The organism is Oryzomonas japonica (genome assembly GCF_008802365.1).
GTDB classification, from domain to species: Bacteria; Desulfobacterota; Desulfuromonadia; order Geobacterales; family Pseudopelobacteraceae; genus Oryzomonas; species Oryzomonas japonica.
Genome location: NZ_VZQZ01000001.1, coordinates 68,479 through 85,295, shown reverse-complemented (window position 1 = coordinate 85,295; position 16,817 = coordinate 68,479). Strand labels below are relative to the sequence as shown.

21 protein-coding genes are annotated in these 16,817 nt (G+C 58.1%); all 21 read right to left on the bottom strand.

Annotated features, from left to right (window positions below; all coding sequences use genetic code 11):
• Positions 1-92 precede the first annotated feature (92 nt).
• The 21 genes from flhB to flgB all read right to left on the bottom strand — a co-directional run bounded on the left by flhB (position 93) and on the right by flgB (position 16,666).
• Complete coding sequence (flhB, locus tag F6V25_RS00415; protein WP_151126149.1) at positions 93-1,166, bottom strand: flagellar biosynthesis protein FlhB; 1,074 nt, start codon at positions 1,164-1,166, stop codon at positions 93-95.
• Between the two features lie 3 nt (positions 1,167-1,169).
• Positions 1,170-1,964: a flagellar biosynthetic protein FliR gene (gene fliR / locus F6V25_RS00410; RefSeq protein WP_151126148.1), complete on the bottom strand. Its 795-nt coding sequence runs from the start codon at positions 1,962-1,964 to the stop codon at positions 1,170-1,172.
• Between the two features lie 94 nt (positions 1,965-2,058).
• Positions 2,059-2,328 carry a flagellar biosynthesis protein FliQ gene (fliQ, locus tag F6V25_RS00405; protein WP_149308291.1) on the bottom strand — a complete coding sequence of 90 codons (270 nt, stop codon included), beginning with the start codon at positions 2,326-2,328 and terminating at the stop codon, positions 2,059-2,061.
• A 72-nt stretch (positions 2,329-2,400) separates the two neighbouring features.
• A complete protein-coding gene (gene fliP / locus F6V25_RS00400; protein WP_246166916.1) occupies positions 2,401-3,171 on the bottom strand; it encodes a flagellar type III secretion system pore protein FliP in 771 nt (256 codons plus the stop codon).
• The gene (locus F6V25_RS00395; protein ID WP_151126146.1) at positions 3,168-3,581 is read right to left on the bottom strand and encodes a FliO/MopB family protein; all 414 of its coding nucleotides are present in this window, start codon (positions 3,579-3,581) and stop codon (positions 3,168-3,170) included. The genes fliP and F6V25_RS00395 overlap by 4 nt, the downstream gene beginning before the upstream one ends.
• On the bottom strand, positions 3,578-3,877 hold the full coding sequence (gene fliN / locus F6V25_RS00390; protein WP_149308287.1) for a flagellar motor switch protein FliN: 300 nt from the start codon (positions 3,875-3,877) through the stop codon (positions 3,578-3,580). Before fliN ends, F6V25_RS00395 begins: the two co-directional genes overlap by 4 nt.
• Entirely contained in the window at positions 3,870-4,850 is a 981-nt protein-coding gene (gene fliM / locus F6V25_RS00385) for a flagellar motor switch protein FliM (RefSeq protein ID WP_151126145.1), read from the bottom strand. The genes fliN and fliM overlap by 8 nt, the downstream gene beginning before the upstream one ends.
• A gap of 16 nt (positions 4,851-4,866) precedes the next feature.
• Complete coding sequence (locus F6V25_RS00380; protein ID WP_149308283.1) at positions 4,867-5,409, bottom strand: flagellar basal body-associated FliL family protein; 543 nt, start codon at positions 5,407-5,409, stop codon at positions 4,867-4,869.
• A 153-nt stretch (positions 5,410-5,562) separates the two neighbouring features.
• Entirely contained in the window at positions 5,563-6,447 is an 885-nt protein-coding gene (locus tag F6V25_RS00375) for a flagellar hook-basal body protein (RefSeq protein WP_151126144.1), read from the bottom strand.
• A 95-nt stretch (positions 6,448-6,542) separates the two neighbouring features.
• A complete protein-coding gene (locus tag F6V25_RS00370; protein WP_151126143.1) occupies positions 6,543-6,929 on the bottom strand; it encodes a TIGR02530 family flagellar biosynthesis protein in 387 nt (128 codons plus the stop codon).
• Between the two features lie 8 nt (positions 6,930-6,937).
• A complete protein-coding gene (locus F6V25_RS00365) occupies positions 6,938-7,600 on the bottom strand; it encodes a flagellar hook assembly protein FlgD (RefSeq protein WP_149308278.1) in 663 nt (220 codons plus the stop codon).
• A gap of 17 nt (positions 7,601-7,617) precedes the next feature.
• On the bottom strand, positions 7,618-9,567 hold the full coding sequence (locus F6V25_RS00360; protein ID WP_151126142.1) for a flagellar hook-length control protein FliK: 1,950 nt from the start codon (positions 9,565-9,567) through the stop codon (positions 7,618-7,620).
• Positions 9,568-9,639: 72 nt separating this feature from the next.
• Complete coding sequence (locus tag F6V25_RS00355; RefSeq protein WP_151126141.1) at positions 9,640-10,170, bottom strand: hypothetical protein; 531 nt, start codon at positions 10,168-10,170, stop codon at positions 9,640-9,642.
• A 38-nt stretch (positions 10,171-10,208) separates the two neighbouring features.
• A complete protein-coding gene (gene fliJ / locus F6V25_RS00350; RefSeq protein ID WP_246166915.1) occupies positions 10,209-10,652 on the bottom strand; it encodes a flagellar export protein FliJ in 444 nt (147 codons plus the stop codon).
• Between the two features lie 23 nt (positions 10,653-10,675).
• Entirely contained in the window at positions 10,676-11,989 is a 1,314-nt protein-coding gene (locus F6V25_RS00345) for a FliI/YscN family ATPase (protein WP_151126140.1), read from the bottom strand.
• A gap of 13 nt (positions 11,990-12,002) precedes the next feature.
• Positions 12,003-12,743, bottom strand: coding sequence for a FliH/SctL family protein (locus F6V25_RS00340; RefSeq protein WP_191966032.1), 741 nt, complete (start codon positions 12,741-12,743; stop codon positions 12,003-12,005).
• On the bottom strand, positions 12,730-13,722 hold the full coding sequence (fliG, locus tag F6V25_RS00335; protein WP_151126138.1) for a flagellar motor switch protein FliG: 993 nt from the start codon (positions 13,720-13,722) through the stop codon (positions 12,730-12,732). The genes F6V25_RS00340 and fliG overlap by 14 nt, the downstream gene beginning before the upstream one ends.
• 43 nt (positions 13,723-13,765) lie before the next feature.
• Positions 13,766-15,352: a flagellar basal-body MS-ring/collar protein FliF gene (fliF, locus tag F6V25_RS00330; RefSeq protein ID WP_151126137.1), complete on the bottom strand. Its 1,587-nt coding sequence runs from the start codon at positions 15,350-15,352 to the stop codon at positions 13,766-13,768.
• Between the two features lie 89 nt (positions 15,353-15,441).
• On the bottom strand, positions 15,442-15,744 hold the full coding sequence (gene fliE, locus F6V25_RS00325; RefSeq protein ID WP_151126136.1) for a flagellar hook-basal body complex protein FliE: 303 nt from the start codon (positions 15,742-15,744) through the stop codon (positions 15,442-15,444).
• A 62-nt stretch (positions 15,745-15,806) separates the two neighbouring features.
• Complete coding sequence (gene flgC, locus F6V25_RS00320) at positions 15,807-16,244, bottom strand: flagellar basal body rod protein FlgC (RefSeq protein ID WP_151126135.1); 438 nt, start codon at positions 16,242-16,244, stop codon at positions 15,807-15,809.
• Complete coding sequence (flgB, locus tag F6V25_RS00315; RefSeq protein ID WP_151126134.1) at positions 16,244-16,666, bottom strand: flagellar basal body rod protein FlgB; 423 nt, start codon at positions 16,664-16,666, stop codon at positions 16,244-16,246. Before flgB ends, flgC begins: the two co-directional genes overlap by 1 nt.
• Positions 16,667-16,817 lie beyond the last annotated feature (151 nt).

The following is a 16,817-nucleotide window of genomic DNA, read 5'->3' as shown; positions in this document are numbered from 1 at the left end:
GCCTTTTGCGGGTATGCGCGGCACACCGACCGCGTGTCAATTTCTTGAAATTGTCATAATTTTGACCGGCGTCGTTGGCCCACCACCGGGCATCACATCTTCCCCTTCAGGCGGTACACATACGCCAGCACCTCCGCAACCGCCGCATACAGCGATTCGGGGATCGGCGCGTTTTCATCGACCTGATCATAGAGTTCCCGAGCCAGGAACCTGTTTTCCACCAGGGTGACCTTATGCTCCCTGGCGATCTTCTTGATGGCCTGGGCCATGACGTCAGCACCCTTGGCGATGACGACCGGGGCAAGCATCCGCTCCCGGTCGTACTTGAGGGCCACGGCATAGTGAGTCGGGTTGGTTATGACAACGTCGGCGGTCGGGACGATCTTGATCATCCTGCGCCGCGCCATCTGGTACTGCATCTTTTTGATCTGGCCCTTGATCTCCGGCGAGATGTCCTGCTCTTTCGTCTCCTCCTTGACCTCCTGCTTGGTCATCTTGAGCTTGTCGATGTACCGCCACTTGACATACATCAGGTCCAAAACACCAAGAACGATCAAAACGCCGCAGGCGTGGGTGATGATCTGGAACGCTATATGGCCCACATAGGTGATGATCGTCTCTATGTCGGCCTCGGCCAGAAACGCGATGTTCTGACTTTCGTCCTTCATGACCCGGTAGGTGACGTAGCCCACCACCAGGAGCTTGAGGAGCGACTTCACCATCTCCATCAGCGCATCCTTGTTGAAGAGCCTGCCGAAGCCATTCATCGGGTTGAGCCGGGTGATGTCGAACGCAAGACGCTCGGTTTGAAACTCAAACTGCCCGTTATCCTGGATGATATTCGCCAGTATCGCCGTAACGATGATGGTGACCACCAGGGGGGCGAGCAACATGAGCACCAGCGCGAAGAGCTTGAGCGAAAGCGTGTACATGTTGGACTCGGTCAGATCGAAGGTGCCCATGGTGCTCAGGATCGAAACCATGTGCTTTTTCAGGCCGTCCATCATGTAGCTGCCGAAGATATAGAGAGTGATAATCCCGGACAGCAGTGTGAGCGAGGAGGTGAGCACCTGGCTTTTGGGCGGCGCCCCTTTTTTTCGTGCTTCGCTAAGCTTTTTTGCCGTCGGTTGTTCTGTTTTGGAATGCTTGTCGGAATCTTCCCCCAGGCGTCATCCCCCCTTTGCCATCAACCTGAACAGGGTATCGATCTGCCCCTTCAGGTTGCCGAATGACACCTCCAGAACGTGGAAAAAGATCAGCAGCGTCCCCCCCATAATGAGAAAACCGAGCCCGATGTTCAAGGGCATGCTGACGATGAAGATATTCATCTGCGGGAAGGCGCGCGCCATGATGCCCAGGGCCACGCTGGCCAGCAGCAGGGCAACCATGACAGGCGCCGCCAAGCGGATGCCGATCACGAAAATGTCCGAGGTCCGCTGGACCAGAAAGGCGATCACCCCGCCGGTAAGGTGCCAGCCCCCTATGGGGATGACACTGAAACTGTCGACGACGGCCCGAATGAAGACATGGTGAACGTCCAGAGCCAGAAAGAGCAGCGTTGCAAACAGACTCTGCAGGACGGACATGATCTGGACCTGGGTTCCCATGGCGGGATCAATAATCGAGGAGATCGTCAGCCCCATCTGCATGCCGATGATCTGCCCGCTGAACTCCACGGCCACAAAGACAATCTGGGCGATAAACGCCAGCGTGAGCCCGACCATGACCTCGCTCAGGGCAAGAAGCCCCAGGGTAAAAACGTCCGTGGGCATGGGCGGCGGCGTTATCTTCAGGACGGGAAAGCACACCAGCGTGATCATGAAGACCAAAAGCGCCTTGACGTTCATCGGCAGGCGGCTTCCGCCGAAGAGCGGCAGCGCGGCAAAGATGCCGGCAACCCGGCTCAACACCAGGGCAAAGATGATCACGTCACGCAGTGAGGGGAAAGGGAGCAGCGGCAACATGCCCTAATCCCTCGCCTGCAGCCGGCGTGCCCCGGGGCCCGGCTGTCCAGGGCTCACCACGGGCAACTCTCCATGGTAGCGATGCGTCGCCACGTCAGTGACGCATCGTGGCGATGAAGGAGTACACCTCGCGGGTAAAATCGCTCATATAGCTCATCATCCAGGGGAAAAAGATTATCATGGCAACCATCACGGCGATGATCTTCGGGGCAAAGGTCAGGGTAGCCTCGTTGATGGAGGTCACCGCCTGGAAGATGCTTATGAGCAAGCCCACCACCAAGCTGCCAATCAGGAGTGGCGCAGCCAGGAGGAGCGTCGCCTCGAAGCTGCGGCGTGCGAGCTGAACGACAAATTCGGGTGTCATAGAAACCTCTGCGGGGGGCCCGGGAGAAGGCGAAGGTCGAAAGCGGCCACAGCCGTGGCCCGAGCCTGTTTATTATCCAAAACTCTTCACCAATGATCCTATTACCAAGCCCCAACCGTCAACCAGCACAAACAGGAGAATCTTGAAAGGGAGCGAGATCATGACCGGCGGCAACATCATCATGCCCATGGACATCAAGACCGAGGCCACCACCATGTCAACCACGATAAAAGGGATGTAGATCAGAAAGCCGATCTGGAAGGCGGTCCGCAACTCGGAAATCATGAAAGCGGGAATAATGGTCAGGGTCGGGATGTCGTCCGCATTCTTGGGGCGCGGCAGCTTGGAAAGACTGACGAACAGCGCCAAATCCTTTTCCCTGACCTGGGAAAGCATGAATTTACGCACCGGCTTGACGGCCCGCTCCATCGCCTGGTCCTGGGTGATCTGCTGGGCCTTCCAGGGCTGGTAGGCTTCCTTGTTGATCTGCTGCCAGACCGGGCTCATGATAAAGAAGGTCAGGAACATGGAGAGCGCCAGAATGACCTGGTTGGATGGCGCCTGCTGGGTCCCCATGGCGGTGCGCACAAAGGAAAGCACGACCGAGATGCGGGTGAACGAGGTCGTCATGATCAAAAGGCCCGGAGCCAGTGAGAGAACCGTCAACAGCAGGAATATCTGGATGGTCATGGCAACGTCGCCCGGTTTGCTCGCCGTACCGACGCCGATATTCAGCGAGGGGAACGGCAACGGCTCGGCCGCCAGGACCGTAGCAGAGAGGAGCACCACCAGGGCGGGGACCGCCAGGAAACATATCCTTTTCGTCATACTGTTCATTTTCATGATCGTAGCCTGTCCAAAATCCCCGCAAAGCCCTTTTCGGAGCCTTTACCCTCGGGTATGACCTCTATTTCCTCGAGCATATCGATTTGCTTGATAAGGCTGAGACTGTCGTCGGTACACGACAGGAGCAGATACTCCCCGCTCACCTCAACAAGTATGAGCGCCTTTTTGGGGGCGATGTAGCGGCTTTCCACCAGGCGGATATGCTTTGTAGCGGACCGGCCAGCCGTAACGCCCCGGGTGAACTTGTTGAAAAGATGCCACGTAATGAGGATCAGGCCGATAACGACGGCCAGGGCGGCGATCATCTGAAGAAAGCTGGAGAAAAAACTGAATTCCTGTCCGGTGGTGCTTTCGGCGCAGGCGAAGGATGGCAGGCAGAGGAGCAGTGCGGCAACCGCACCTCTCACAAAATTTTCTCCACGCGCTCGTTGGGGCTGACGATATCAACCAGGCGCACGCCGAACTTGTCGTTGATGACGACCGCCTCGCCCCGGGCCACCAGCTTGGAGTTGACAAAGATATCCAAAGGTTCCCCCGCCAGCTTGGTCAACTCCACCACCGCCCCCTGGTTAAGCTGGAGAACATCCTTGACCAGCAGCTTGGTACGGCCCAGTTCCACGGTCACCTGCAAGGGGATGTCAAGGATGAAGTCGAGGTTCTTCCTGTCTTGTTCCGGCTCGTTCTCTTCAGGCTTGTCACTCACTGCTGCCCCCTTTTATCTTGGTGATCTGTATTGCTTTGTTGCCATGGCGGATGCCGGGAACGCAATCATATTTCGGCATCCCTTCAACCTTGACCAGCAGTTCGCTTGAACAGGGTTTGTCCAACATGATCGTATCACCCGCCGTAAGGTCCAGAAGTTCCCGCAGGGAAATATTGGCGTTACCCATCTCCACGGAGACCTCAAGCGGGGCCTCGAGGATTTCGGACGAGAGCCGGTACGACCATTGCGGGTCGATGGCCATCAGGTCGAACTGCATGCCCGCCTTGAGCTTTTCCCGTATCGGATCGATGGTCATATAGGGGACGGCAAACACGACGTTCCCCACTGTTTCTTCGATCTGAATCTTGAGCGACATCGCCACGATCTGATACTCGGGCGGGACGATGTTGACCAGGCGCGGGTTCATCTCCATGCGCAGCAGGTTCATATGGGTTGCGTAGAGCGGCGCCCAGGCCTTCTCGAAATCCTGCAGGATGTCCTTGGCGATCTTTTCGATCAGCCGCACCTCGATGGAGGTAAAAAGCCGGTTGACGACAGGCCCTTTTGAATTACCGGTCCCGCCCAGCAGGCTGTCAACCAGGGCCAACACCAGCGGGCTGTCAAAGGCGATCAGCGCCGCCCCCTTGAGCGGCTCGATCTTGAAGATGGCCATGCACGCGGGTGACGGCAGCGTCTGAAGAAAGTCGTCGAACTTGTAAGAGCGGGCGCCGACCTTCTTGATCTCAACGACCTTCCTCAGCCGGTTGGAAAGGGTGACGCGATTATAGCGGATCAGGCTGTCGTAGACGATATCCAGGTTGGGGACGAACCCCTTGTGGGCCTCCGTGTTAAAGAGGTCGTAACTGACGGCAGTCCCTTCGGTTTTGGCCAGTTCCTTCTCCGGCTCTATCCTGCCGTCGAAGACAGCGTTAAGGAGCGCCTCGATTTCCGCTTTTGTGAGGATTTTTTCCATAATCGGCGGCGCTGCCCTACTGGACGACGAAATCGGTAAAGTAGATCTTGGCGATCTTGCCGGGAGGGAGGACCTTGTTTATCGCTCCCAGGATCTCGTCCTTGAGTTGGTTTTTCCCCTGCACGTCCTGGATGTCCTGGAGGGTTTTGGCGCTCAGCAACACGAGGATCGCATCCCTGATGGGCGCCAGGCGCGCATCGATCTCCGCCTTGACCCCGACCCCGACCATCTCCATCTCCACCTTGACCTTGAGGTAGCGCAGTTCCTGGCCGTCGTAGATATTGACAATGAACGGTTCCAAGGGGTAGATGTTGCTGGCGGCCGCACCATCCTTGCCGCCCGCTTCGCCACCTTTGGCGCCCTCGGCCTTGGTGTCGGCCTTGCCTTCGACCTTGGCCTCATCCTTGCTCTTATCCTTCTTGTCGCCCTTACCACCCAACATGAAGACAACGGCACCCAGGATAACCGCTACTGCAACGGCAGCCCCGATGATGATAAACAGTTTATTGTTGCCGCCTCCGCCTTCCGTTTCAACAGCAGCCTGATCGTCCTTGGCCATCTTCTTCCTCCGTGCGCATCAATGCTGATTCCAGTAAAGTTGAAAGTAGTATCTTTATTAAAACTTATTGCATGCCAATGCAACCAATTAAACCGGCATCAAGGCGCGTCCCGCTCTTGCGGGACGCGCCTCGGTGCCCGTGCCGATGCCTGCTTACTGTTTGAGGTTCAACACTTCCTGGGTCATCTGGTCCGCCGTGGTGATGGTCTTGGAGTTGGCGGAATAGGCCCGCTGGGTGGTGATCATGTTCACGAACTCCGTCGCCATGTCCACGTTGCTGTACTCAAGGTCGTTGGAAAGAAGCTTCTCGTTGGTGCCGTTGGCACTGGCGAAGACGCCGGTCGCCGGGGCCGTCGGGGCACCCGAGGCGGCGGTCAGCGTGAAGAGCGTCCCCCCCTGCTTAAGCATCCCCTGGGGGTTGGGAATCTTGGTCTCGGCCATCTTGACCGCCGTCGAGGCGGGTGTAGGGGCAACGCCCGCCCCGGCATAGGGGAGGGTGGCCGTATTGCCATTGGCGTCCGCGTACAGCAGCGAAAGGGTACCGGTCGAGTCTATGGCGGAAACCTTCTGGAACTGAAGGGTGTTGCCGGCGGCGTCCGTTGCGGTCTGACTGAACACAATGGCGTTGCCGGCCGTATCGACCACCCTGTAACCATCTGGGTTCACCAGGCCGAAACCGGTGCTGTCGAGCCGGAAGGAACCGGCCCTGGTGTAATATGCCGTCGAGGCGGTAGCCGTGGTGGCATTCGGGCTGGCCAGCACGAAAAAGCCGTCACCTTGTACGGCCACGTCGGTGACGTTCGTGCTGCTCTCGTACGACCCGGCCGAGAACAGGTTATCGATCTTCTGCACCTTCACGCCGGTACCGATCTGCGAATTATTCCCGACGTTCAGGGAGAGCATGTCGGAAAAGAGGGTGCGGGAGTCTTTGTACCCGACGGTGTTGACGTTCGACAGGTTGTTGCCTATGACGTTGATGGCGTCGGCGTTGGCCAAAAGGCCACTGACGCCGGTAAACATTGCGGATGTAATGCCCATGATGATGCCTCCTAATCCTTTTGAGTTTGGGTGAAGCGCGTCAATCGGTCGGCGCTTCGGGGGCTTCCTCAAGGAGGTCCAGCCCTGTTGTGTTGTTAGATGATGACTGCTGAATCGATATTCGTGAAAACATTCCCCTGCATCTGGCTTTTGTCCAGTGCGGTTACCACGGTGCGGTTCGTGATGCTCACCACCAGTGCCGCATCCTTCATCATGACCAGAGATTCCTTGCCACCCTTCTGGGCTACACTGTTGACGGCCCCTTCAAGGTTGGCGATGTCGTTGGCGGAGAGGACGATGTTACGCGATCTGAGCCTCTCCTGGGCGTGTTGCGAGAACTTTACCCCCTGGCTCGGGAGTTTTTCATCCAGTACGCGGGCAAACGAAGAATCCGAAACCTGTCCGCTCGTCGGTTTCTGCGGCTGGGGGCGTTCTTGCCTCCCCGGCTGGACGGGGTTTGGGAAAAAGATCTGGTCTACCATTTTTCTGGTTACACCCCCTTCACGCTGAGGACATCGGACAACGCCACGGACACGGAGCCGATGGTGAGGGTTGGGACACCGTTGACAAATGCCACGCCGTTAACCGTCCCGGTTGTATAGGGGGTTGCCGTTACGGCAGAACCGCTGGCCGACGTGCTCGACACGGCAAAGGTGTAGGCCCCGGCCGGGAGCAGAGTCCCACTGCTGTCACGCCCATCCCAGGTAAAGGTGTTATCCCCCGCGGACTGTGCCGCGACGGTGGCGGTCCTGACCGTTTTCCCCGATGCATCGGTGATCGTGACGGTGGAGGAGGTCGAAGCGCCGGCGAGGTTGTACTGGAGTGTTGCCGCCGATGTTCCGTCGAACGCTACGCTGTTGCCGTTCGCCTTGACCGTTTTACCGATAAACGACACGCTATTCATGCTGGTGGCGTTATTCTGGGCCGTTAGCAGACTCGTCAAATTCGTGTTCGTATTATAGGCCTGTTCCACTTGGGACATCTGGGCCAGTTGTCCCAAAAATGCCGAGGAATCTTGGGGTGACAAGGGGTCTTGGTTCTGAAGCTGGGCGACGAAAAGTTTCAGGAAGTCCTGGCCGGTAAAACCCAGGTCTTTTTGCATTTGGACCGAGGCCGACGATGTATTGGTTGTTGAAGTGACGCTACTTACCATTGGAAATCACCTCTCTTTCAAAAATGAAGATCGACCATCGTGTGCTGGGATGGCGTTTGATATGCCAGTTGGCTTGAAACCGCCGTTGCTGTATCCGGCAGACGGTAGCCACCCGACGACAGCCAGGCGTTTTGTTGTTTCTGCTCGGCAAACTCGCGCCAGGCATTCTGCTGTTGCCCCTGGCCGGGGTTGCCCGCTCCGCCGCGACCGGCGGTCGTCACGTCAAAGGACTCCATGCTGATATTCTGCCGCGCCAGCGACTCCTTGAGCGAGTCGGTATTTTGCAGCAGGGCGTCACGCACCATACGGTTTTCCGCCACGATCTCAACCTTCAGGCGTTGCCCGTCCATACTCATGTTCACCCGCAAGTCGCCGAGGTTTTCCGGCGAAAGCTTCAGCACGATCTGGTCGGTGCCCGTTTTGACCTCGTGGTTCACGAGACGGTCCTTGACCTGCTGCATGATCTGCTCGGAAAGCTCGGGCCGCTGCCCGCTGTTTTGGACCGGAGCAGCAATGTTGCTCGCTACGCTTGCGCCTTCGATCTTCCCCTGTTGGTGCACCGCGGTGGTCTGAAACTGACCGTTTGTAAACTGGTCCGCCGCACCTTTCTCGCCGCCACTGCTGAACTCACCGCTGGTTGGCGCATCGCCGGGGGATTGTGCCACGTCAACCGAGGCGCTTTCCACGGCCTTTGCCACAGCCCCGCGCTCGACACGCGTCTGGGTGGTTTCTCCTCCAAGCTCCACACCCTTTTTCCCGGCCTCAGGCACAACGCCAGTATAGACCGCTCGTGTTCCGTCACCCGTGCTGCTGGTACGGGTATCGGCGGTTGCCGCCGCTTGGTTCGGCAGCTGCGCATCCGGTGACGCCTTTCCTGCGGTAGCCAGGAGAGTTTCCGGTGTCTGCGCATTCTGCGCCGTTGGCGTCGATGGAGCTGTTTTGGCCGGCTCCGTCGTGCTGCCGTCTTTCTGGGTGGGGCCTCCCGCCAGCGCAGCCTCAAGGGCGGCTGAACGTGGCAGGATTACTGCCTGCTGCTGTTCCACATTCACCTGTGTTGGTGTTGCCGTTTTGACCTCTGCAGAGGCCTTCCCCGGCGTGTTCGACTCTGCACGGGAGAGCGTTGCTTCACCGGCACTTCCTGCCTGACCGTTCGACGCTATGCCACGTTCTGTGGAAAGGTTGCCAACGTTCGTCATCAGAGCGTTCTGCTCTGCTGCGGCCATAACCGTCTGTGCTGCCGCCGGAGCCGTCTGGGCGGCCGTTAGCGATCTCGCATCTCCGGCCGGCTTCTGCCCGCCGTCAATTCCTGCGGCCAACGCCGCCGGGGTAGCCATGGCGCGGTCATCGGTTGCAACGGCACTTTCTGGCACCAGCGCGGCAACATTCGGCTGGGCAGCCGTGCCATCCGCCCGCAGCATTGCGCTGTCACTCATCCGAATCGGCTGGGCCCCACCTGTTGTTGTACTCACCTCCGACACCGGCGCCGCAGCATTCTGCTGAATAACCGTGCCATCGGCTTGCAGCATTCTGCTGCCATTCATCTGAACCAGCAGGGCCGACTGTATTCCGTCTGCATTCAGCGCCACATCCTGTGGCTTTGCGGCCGAAGTGCCCGCCGGCGGCACATCGGTAGTGGGCTCCGCGCCCGTTGTTGCAAGCGGTTTGGCGCTCATATCGAGCTGATTGAGCAATCCCGCCATCAGCCCGGTCATACCATCCTGCACGACCGTCGCGGCATCGGTCCCGCCATCCTTCTCCGGCGGCGCCGACGCCGGAGCGCCTTTGCCGGCGGAAACGGCCCCCTGAGGCACCTTCTGGGCCGTCATCCCTTGCAGCACCCCGACGAAATTGCCGCCGGCCTGCTCTCCCGCCTCCACTAACCCGGCTGTGGGAGAAGCGAGCTGCGTAGCAGCCAGCGTTGCCACACCGGCACTCGCCGGCATCATACTCATCTGTCCTGTTTCCATTTTCGTTTCACCTCCCTTCTCACGGAATTTTTTATAGGCAGGGACAGTTACGTGCCCATAAAAGCCGATTTCTTATCTTCCCCGAAGATTTTCACTTATCCACCTGACGACCCGCGGCTGATTGATGAAGGGAGCCAGTTTCGCCACCGTCTTCGTGTCCAGCCGGCTCAGTAGCGCCAGGGCCAGGTCTTCGTGCAAGCTGTCAATATATTGGCCGGCCTGTTCGCCACGCAGGGTCTTGAACAGTTTGACCATCTTTTGCATCTTTTCGTCCTGCGTTTTTTTCTGGGCCGTGGAGCGCACCTTCATGCTCTCATCGACCCTCTTTTTGCTCTCCTCCAGGGCCTTGACCTGGGCTTCGAGCTTGGCGCTGAGTTTTTTCAGCTCCTGCTCCTTGGCGGCCAGCGCGGCTTCTTTCGTCACCAGTTGCTGGCGGCGCGCATCCTGGATGGCTTTTTCCTCGCGGGCGGCACGGGAGGCGCTGAACGTCTGATCTTGCGCAGCTTCTTTTCCCCCCCCTGCTCCCTTCCTGGCGGGACTCCCGCTCTCGGCCCCGGTCCGGGGGGTTACCAGGGCCACCATCCCCATAACCAAACCGGCCATTACCGAAACCTTTGTCAATAATCTGGCTGGACGGAACATCACGGTTTGTTACCCTTTTTCTGGATGGATATTTCGTCCAAAAACGCCTGTTCCTTATGGTCCATCATCCGTTTGAACTCTTTCGCCTTCTGTTCTTTAAGCGATTCCAACACTTTTTTGTCCTTGGCCGCATCCAGTAAAAAATCTCGCCGATCATTCATGATGGTACCGAGTTGATCGAGCCGTTCCTTTTGCTGCTTGATATCTTCACGCTTGCGGGCAAAGAAATCGGCATACATGCGCATTTCCTGGATGCTTTCCAGTTCGCCCTGGCGGTGGCTGAACTCCTCGGCAAGATTTGCCACGCGCTCTTTTTCCCGTTTGAGCCGGTCGCCCGCATGCTCGAAATCACGCTTGGCCGAGGCAAACTCCTGCTTGCGCATCTTCTCGATTTCGCAGCGGTAGTTGAGCACCTGCTCCAGTTTGAAGCCATTGCCTTTCACGAACGCTCACCTCGGTCTGCTGTTCAGGCATCAAAGAGCTTCTTGAGACCTTGGACGGCATCGGCCATGGACACCGGGTCTTGGACGGCCTGTTTGAGATACGTCACCATGCCGTCATAGCGTGCTATAGCATAATCTATACCGGGATTGCTGCCCGCCTTGTAGGCCCCGATATTGATAAGATCCTCGGACTGGCGGTGCGTTGCCAGTGCTTCCTTGAACTTGCCGGCCAGGTCCAGGTGCTCGCGGGTGGCCACATCCGCCATGACCCTGCTGGCACTGGCCAGCACATCGATGGGCGGATAGATGTTGCGTGCCGCCAGGCTTCGGGAGAGGACGATATGGCCGTCCAGGATGCTGCGCATGGCGTCCGATATCGGTTCGTTGAAATCGTCCCCTTCGACCAGCACGGTGTACAGGCCGGTGATGCTCCCGTCGGGGAAATTGCCGGTGCGTTCCAGCAGCTTGGGCAGGGCGGCAAAGACCGATGGCGTGTATCCCTTGGTGGTCGGCGGCTCCCCGATAGCCAAACCGACTTCGCGCATGGCCATGGCAAACCGGGTGGCCGAGTCCATCATCAGCAGCACCTTCTTGCCCTGTTTCTGAAAATATTCGGCAATGGTGGTGGCGATATAAGCGCCCCGCATGCGGACAAGCGGCGGCTGGTCCGAGGTAGCGACCACCACCACCGTTTTCTTGAGCCCCTGCTCCTGGAGGTCCTTCTCGATGAACTCCCGCAGCTCGCGCCCCCGCTCACCGATCAGGGCGATCACGTTGACATCCGCCTCGGTATAGCGGGCGATCATCCCCAGGAGTGTCGATTTTCCGACGCCGGAACCGGCCATAATGCCGACCCGCTGCCCCTGGCCGCAGGTCAGAAGCCCGTTGATACTGCGGATACCCAGGTCGAGCGGCTTTCTGATGGGGGGCCGTGTCATGGGGTTGACCGGCGTTGCATAGATCGGGTACTCCTCCTCCACCCTGATCGGCCCCTTATCGTCTATGGGGTTGCCGAGACCGTCAATCACCCGGCCCAGCATCAGCGGCCCCACGCCCAATGTGGCGTTTTCCCGCCGGACGGAGATCAGGCTGTCCAATCCTACGCCCCGCAACTCTCCCAACGGCATCAGGAGGGTCTTGTTGTTGCGGAAGCCGACCACCTCAGCCGGAATCGGCTCCCCGTTCTGGGGTTTGATCTCGCAAATGGCCCCAACCGACGTATCCGGGCAATACCCCTCGATCACCAACCCGACGACCTGGGTGACCTTGCCGTGCAATTTTACCGGCTTGGCTGATTCCAGCGCTGTCCGGTATTTCTTCAGGTTGAGGTGCGACATGCTCTCCCCGGCCTCAGGCGTCGGGAGCCGAGGCCCGGCTCCGCTCTTCGAGCAGGCGCCGATAGATCTCGTCGAGCTGGCCATCAACGCTGGCATCAATGGTGCCCATCTCGGTATCTATCTGGCAATTGCCCGGTAAAACGGCGGCATCGGCCCTGAAGGTCATCCGGTCGCTCTTCAACTCCTGCTGGAAATAGTCCCCATGGCCGCTGGTAATCAGCGCATGATCGTCAGGGTGCAGACGCACCGTTACCATGTCACGCTCAGAGAGCCCCGCAATGGCCGATTGGACCACATCTTCGAGGATGGAGCGGTCCATCTTGACTTCCCGCAGAATCACCTTGCGGGCGACCATGATGACGAGCTTGAGGAGTTCTTCCTCCGACTCCCGCAGAACCTTCTCCCGCAGGTCGCGAATCCCTTCGGCCGCGGTCCTGAGCGATCTGAAGACGTTCACCAGGCCGCGTTCGGCCAGGTTTTTACCCTCCTGGAGGCCGCTGTTGAAGGCGTCGCGAAGCTGTTGGTCCAGCTCCTCCTCGGTCATGGCCACCCCGGCGGGCTCCACAACCTCCGGGGCCGCTTCGGGAGACGGGGCAACCGGTGCCGCGTTGATCTCCGATGAGTCGAAGAGCCCCATGGGGACAAAGCCGGTTTCATGGACAGCGCCGTTCGCCTGGCCGACCTGGCCGAAGGTATACTCGGTGACGACGATCCCTTCCGTTTCCGCCGCTTTGAAGATCTTAGACGAGGACATCGTCTCCCCCGCGGCCGGCAAGCACGATCTTGCCTTCCTCTTCCATCTTGCGCACAACCTTGATGATTTCCGACTGGGCCTTGTCCACATCCGAGAGCCGCACCGGTCCCATGACCTCCAGGTCCTCCTTGATCATTTCCGCCGCGCGGCTGGAGATGTTCTTGAAGATTTTGTCCTTGACCTCGTCCGTTGACGTCTTCATGGCCAGGGTCAGGGTGTCGTTGGAGACCTCACGCATGATGGCCTGAATACTGCGGTCATCCAGCTTGAAGATATCCTCGAAGGTAAACAGGTGCTTGCGGATGATCTCGGCAAGGGGCGGGCTGAGTACGTCCAGTTTGTCAAGGATCTGTTTTTCCTTGCTGCGGTCGAAGTGGTTGAACATGTCCACAACCTTCTCGACACCGCCCACCTTGTAGCGCTGGACACCACCCATGGACTTGATTTCCCGCCGGACTACGTCGTCGATCTCCTGGAGGATATCCGGAGAAACCTGCTCGACATCGGCAATCCGCAATACGACTTCGGCCTGCAGTTCCTGGGGGAGAAGGCTGATGATCTCGCTGGTCTGCTTGGATTTCAGCTTGGCCAGGATGACCGCAACGGTCTGAGGATGCTCCTGGGACAGGAAGTTGGCAATACTCTTGGAATCCATATTGCCCAGGATATCCACCAGATCGCCGTAACTGGAGGCCTGCAACTCCTCCATGAGCATATCCGCTTTAGCAGGGCCAAGCGCCTTTTCCAGGATCTTGCGAACGAACTCTTCCCCCTGGGAGAAAATTCCCGCCTCGGGGTTGATAACGCCGGTGAAATCCTCCACCACTTCCATAATGGTGCTGCGCGGAACATGGCCCAAGTGGGCCATGCTCTTGCTGATCTTCTTTATCTCGTCGTCATCCAAATGCTCGAACACCTTGCTGGTAACCTCGTTGCCAAGGTAGAGCAGCAGGATGGCAGCTTTTTCAGACCCCGTCATGGACCCTGTCATGAATACACCCGTTCATCGCTATGAATATTTTTTAGTTGTTGTTCTCTTCGCCCAACCAGTTCTGAAGTATCTGGGCAACCTGGTAGGGATCCTTTTTAGCCGTCTCGATAAGACTCTGTTGTTCAGCCACCTGCACGGCTATCTGGGCCTTTTCGGCGGAAGAGAGCTTTTCGGGCGCCTCGCCGAGCGGTTCAAACGTTTCAAATACCGGTTGCTTTATCACCTTGAGCGATTTGAGGAGCGGCCTGATAATGAAGAGGACCATCGCCAGGAAGCCCAGGCCGATCAGCAGGTTTTTGTAGAGCGCCATGAAGAAGGGGCTGCTCCACCAGGAGGGCGTCTCGTCCATGCCCGTATCGCCCATATCCTGGAACGGGATGTTCTGTACGCTCAGTTGGTCTCCCCGCTCGGCGCTGAAGCCGATCGCACTCTTGACAAGGGCATCGATCTTCTGCAACTCGTCGGGAGAACGGGGGACATATTTGGCTTTGCCGACCTGCCCATCCTTGACGGCTACGGGCATCTCGTACTTGCCGTCCACAAGGACGGCCACGGAGATTTTACTCAAGGTCCCCACCGGTTCGATCGTCTTGGAGGTCGACCGGCTCACCTCGTAATTAAGGGTCTCATCGTTTTTGGAGCCGCCGCCGGACGTCGAATTCGGTTTGGGAGCGGTCTTGCCCAGGTTGGTCTGCACGCCCGGGACACCGGCGATCGCGGTGGTGGACGCCCCCTTCTCCTCGGTGCGCTGCTCGCTTCTGACGGCAATGGTTTCCGGGTCGAACTTCTCGTCGACCCGCTCCACCTGTTTGAAGTCAAAGGTCGCTGTTGCCCGCGCCACCGATTTGCCCGAACCGACAATGCGGTCCAGAAGCGACTGGATGCGTTCTTCAACGTTCTTTTCGTAGGCGCGCTGGGTATCCTGCATGGAAGCGGTCATGCGGGCCGCCGGGTCGCTGCTGCCCCCCTTGCTGAGGATCTTGCCGCGGCTGTCCAGGACGGTGACATGCTCGGGGTCCATTCCCTCAATGGAAGAAGCGACCAGATGCACCACACCCTGGACCTCGCCATCGCTCAGGGAGCGGTTCGATTTCATCTTGAGCACAATTGAAGCGGTGGCAGGTTTTTCACTCTCCTTGAAGAGCGATTTTTCCGGCATCACGAGATGAACGCGCGCCTGCTCGACGCCATTTATCTGGGAAATGGTACGGGACAGCTCCCCCTGGAGGGCACGCTGGTAGTTGAGTTTCTGGACGAACTCCGTCATGCCGAAATTCTTGCGGTCAAAGATCTCGAAACCGACGCCGCCGCCCTGGGGCAACCCCTCCGAAGCCAAGGAAAGCCGCATCTCATACACCTTGTCGGACGGGACGAGAATCCCCTTGCCGTCTGCCGTGATCTGGTAAGGGGTCTTGGCATCCTTCAGCTTTTTTACGATTTCCCCCGCATCCTCAGCGGAAAGGTTGGTAAAAAGCGGCTTATAGTCGGTACGATTCACGACAAAGATCAGCACCGCGAAGGCCAACGCCGACAACAGCGCGATGCCGGCGATGAGCATGCGTTTGCCGGGGGACAACGCCATGAAAGGCTCTATAACTCTTTGGAATCCTTCGGGCATGTAGAACGCTAACATCCTTTCAGATACAGGTGAAAAACGGAATTTCTTTGCAACAGCCGAGAATCAGGGGACCTTACGGACTACACGTCCTACACCTGCATGCGCATCACTTCCTGATATGCCTCGACAGCCTTATTGCGCACCTGGGCCAAGAATTGGAAGGAGATGCTCGCCTTTTCCATGGAGATCATGACTTCATGGAGATTTTTGTTTTCTCCCGTGGCAAGGCCTTGGATGGCCTGATCGGATTGGGTCTGCAGGTCATTCACCTTGGAGACGAGTTCGCTGAAAAATTTGCCGGCCCCTTCGGGCGCAGACGCCGATTTTGCCTCGCCGACCCCAGGGAATACCGCGCCGAGGCCGAGGCCGCTTTCTATACCTTTTACATCCACACTAAACCTCCCGAAGGTTCAGCCCGCCACGCACGCGAAGGCACTGAGGCGAGACTGGGAAACTACTTGCCGATTTCAAGCGTTTTCAGGGCCATGTTCTTGGCCGCCTGGACAGCCGTCACATTGGCTTCATAACTGCGGCTTGCGCTGATCATGTCCGCCATCTCCTCGACCACATTGACATTGGGCATGGCCACGTACCCCTGGGCGTTGGCGTCGGGGTGGCCGGGATCGTACTGCATGCGTGGGGGGTTCTGGTCCTCTACGATCTCGGTGACCTCCACCTGGCGGGTCTGTTGGCCGACAGCGCTGTTCAAGGCCCGGTTGAAGCCGCTTTCCAGGGGGGTTGCGGAAAAGACCGCATCCTTACGCTTGTAGGGCCCCCCCTCGGATGTCCGGGTTGAACCGGCATTGGCCAGATTGCTGGAGATCAGGTTCATCCTGGTGCGCTCAGCCGTAAGGGCCGAGGAGCTGATATTCATTGAACTGAAAAAATCCATTAGTTACCTCCCTTGATCGCCACACTCAAATCACTGAACTTCTTGGAGAGCATCTGGACCGAGGCGTTGAACATGATCTGGTTTTCCAGCAGCTTGCCCATCTCATTCTCCAGTTCCACCGCATTGCCGTCGTTGCCGGGGGTCTTGGCCGGGGTCTCCACGACCTGGCCGGTCACGGACTGGAGCCCCGCCCCGCTACCTCTCAACGGCAGATGCCTCGGATGAGTGATTGCCGGCGTTCCCCTGCTGCCGCTTTTCACCGCACCCTGCAACTCCTTCTCGAAGTCCAGCGATTTGGGGGTGTAATTGGGGGTTTCCGCATTGGCGATATTTGATGAAATCAGGTTTTGGCTCTTGGTCCGCAGATCGATACTTTTGCCCAGCACATCAATCGTCGTGCCAAAAATCCCATTAACCGGCATGCTGAACCTCCCTGACAATAAAGAACAACTGGAACTGTTCTGCAAAAAACATACCTGCTTTACAGCCTACGGCAAAAGGCCGCCCCGCCTGGGGAGAATGCCCTCATTTATACCACCGTCGGGCAAAACGCACCATGCACATTTTTGTCAC

Coding starts and splice junctions, on each gene's coding strand:
- fliM (WP_151126145.1), bottom strand. CDS start 4,850: ATGGAAAAAATCCTCACAAAAGCGGAAATCGAGGCGCTCCTTAACGCT.
- F6V25_RS00345 (WP_151126140.1), bottom strand. CDS start 11,989: ATGTCGCACCTCAACCTGAAGAAATACCGGACAGCGCTGGAATCAGCC.
- fliP (WP_246166916.1), bottom strand. CDS start 3,171: ATGAAAATGAACAGTATGACGAAAAGGATATGTTTCCTGGCGGTCCCC.
- F6V25_RS00355 (WP_151126141.1), bottom strand. CDS start 10,170: ATGGCCGGTTTGGTTATGGGGATGGTGGCCCTGGTAACCCCCCGGACC.
- flgB (WP_151126134.1), bottom strand. CDS start 16,666: ATGCCGGTTAATGGGATTTTTGGCACGACGATTGATGTGCTGGGCAAA.
- fliQ (WP_149308291.1), bottom strand. CDS start 2,328: ATGACACCCGAATTTGTCGTTCAGCTCGCACGCCGCAGCTTCGAGGCG.
- F6V25_RS00365 (WP_149308278.1), bottom strand. CDS start 7,600: ATGGTAAGTAGCGTCACTTCAACAACCAATACATCGTCGGCCTCGGTC.
- flgC (WP_151126135.1), bottom strand. CDS start 16,244: ATGGATTTTTTCAGTTCAATGAATATCAGCTCCTCGGCCCTTACGGCT.
- fliR (WP_151126148.1), bottom strand. CDS start 1,964: ATGTTGCCGCTGCTCCCTTTCCCCTCACTGCGTGACGTGATCATCTTT.
- F6V25_RS00375 (WP_151126144.1), bottom strand. CDS start 6,447: ATGGGCATTACATCCGCAATGTTTACCGGCGTCAGTGGCCTTTTGGCC.
- F6V25_RS00380 (WP_149308283.1), bottom strand. CDS start 5,409: ATGGCCAAGGACGATCAGGCTGCTGTTGAAACGGAAGGCGGAGGCGGC.
- F6V25_RS00340 (WP_191966032.1), bottom strand. CDS start 12,743: ATGTCCTCGTCTAAGATCTTCAAAGCGGCGGAAACGGAAGGGATCGTC.
- fliG (WP_151126138.1), bottom strand. CDS start 13,722: ATGACGGGGTCTGAAAAAGCTGCCATCCTGCTGCTCTACCTTGGCAAC.
- fliF (WP_151126137.1), bottom strand. CDS start 15,352: ATGCCCGAAGGATTCCAAAGAGTTATAGAGCCTTTCATGGCGTTGTCC.
- F6V25_RS00370 (WP_151126143.1), bottom strand. CDS start 6,929: ATGGTAGACCAGATCTTTTTCCCAAACCCCGTCCAGCCGGGGAGGCAA.
- F6V25_RS00360 (WP_151126142.1), bottom strand. CDS start 9,567: ATGGAAACAGGACAGATGAGTATGATGCCGGCGAGTGCCGGTGTGGCA.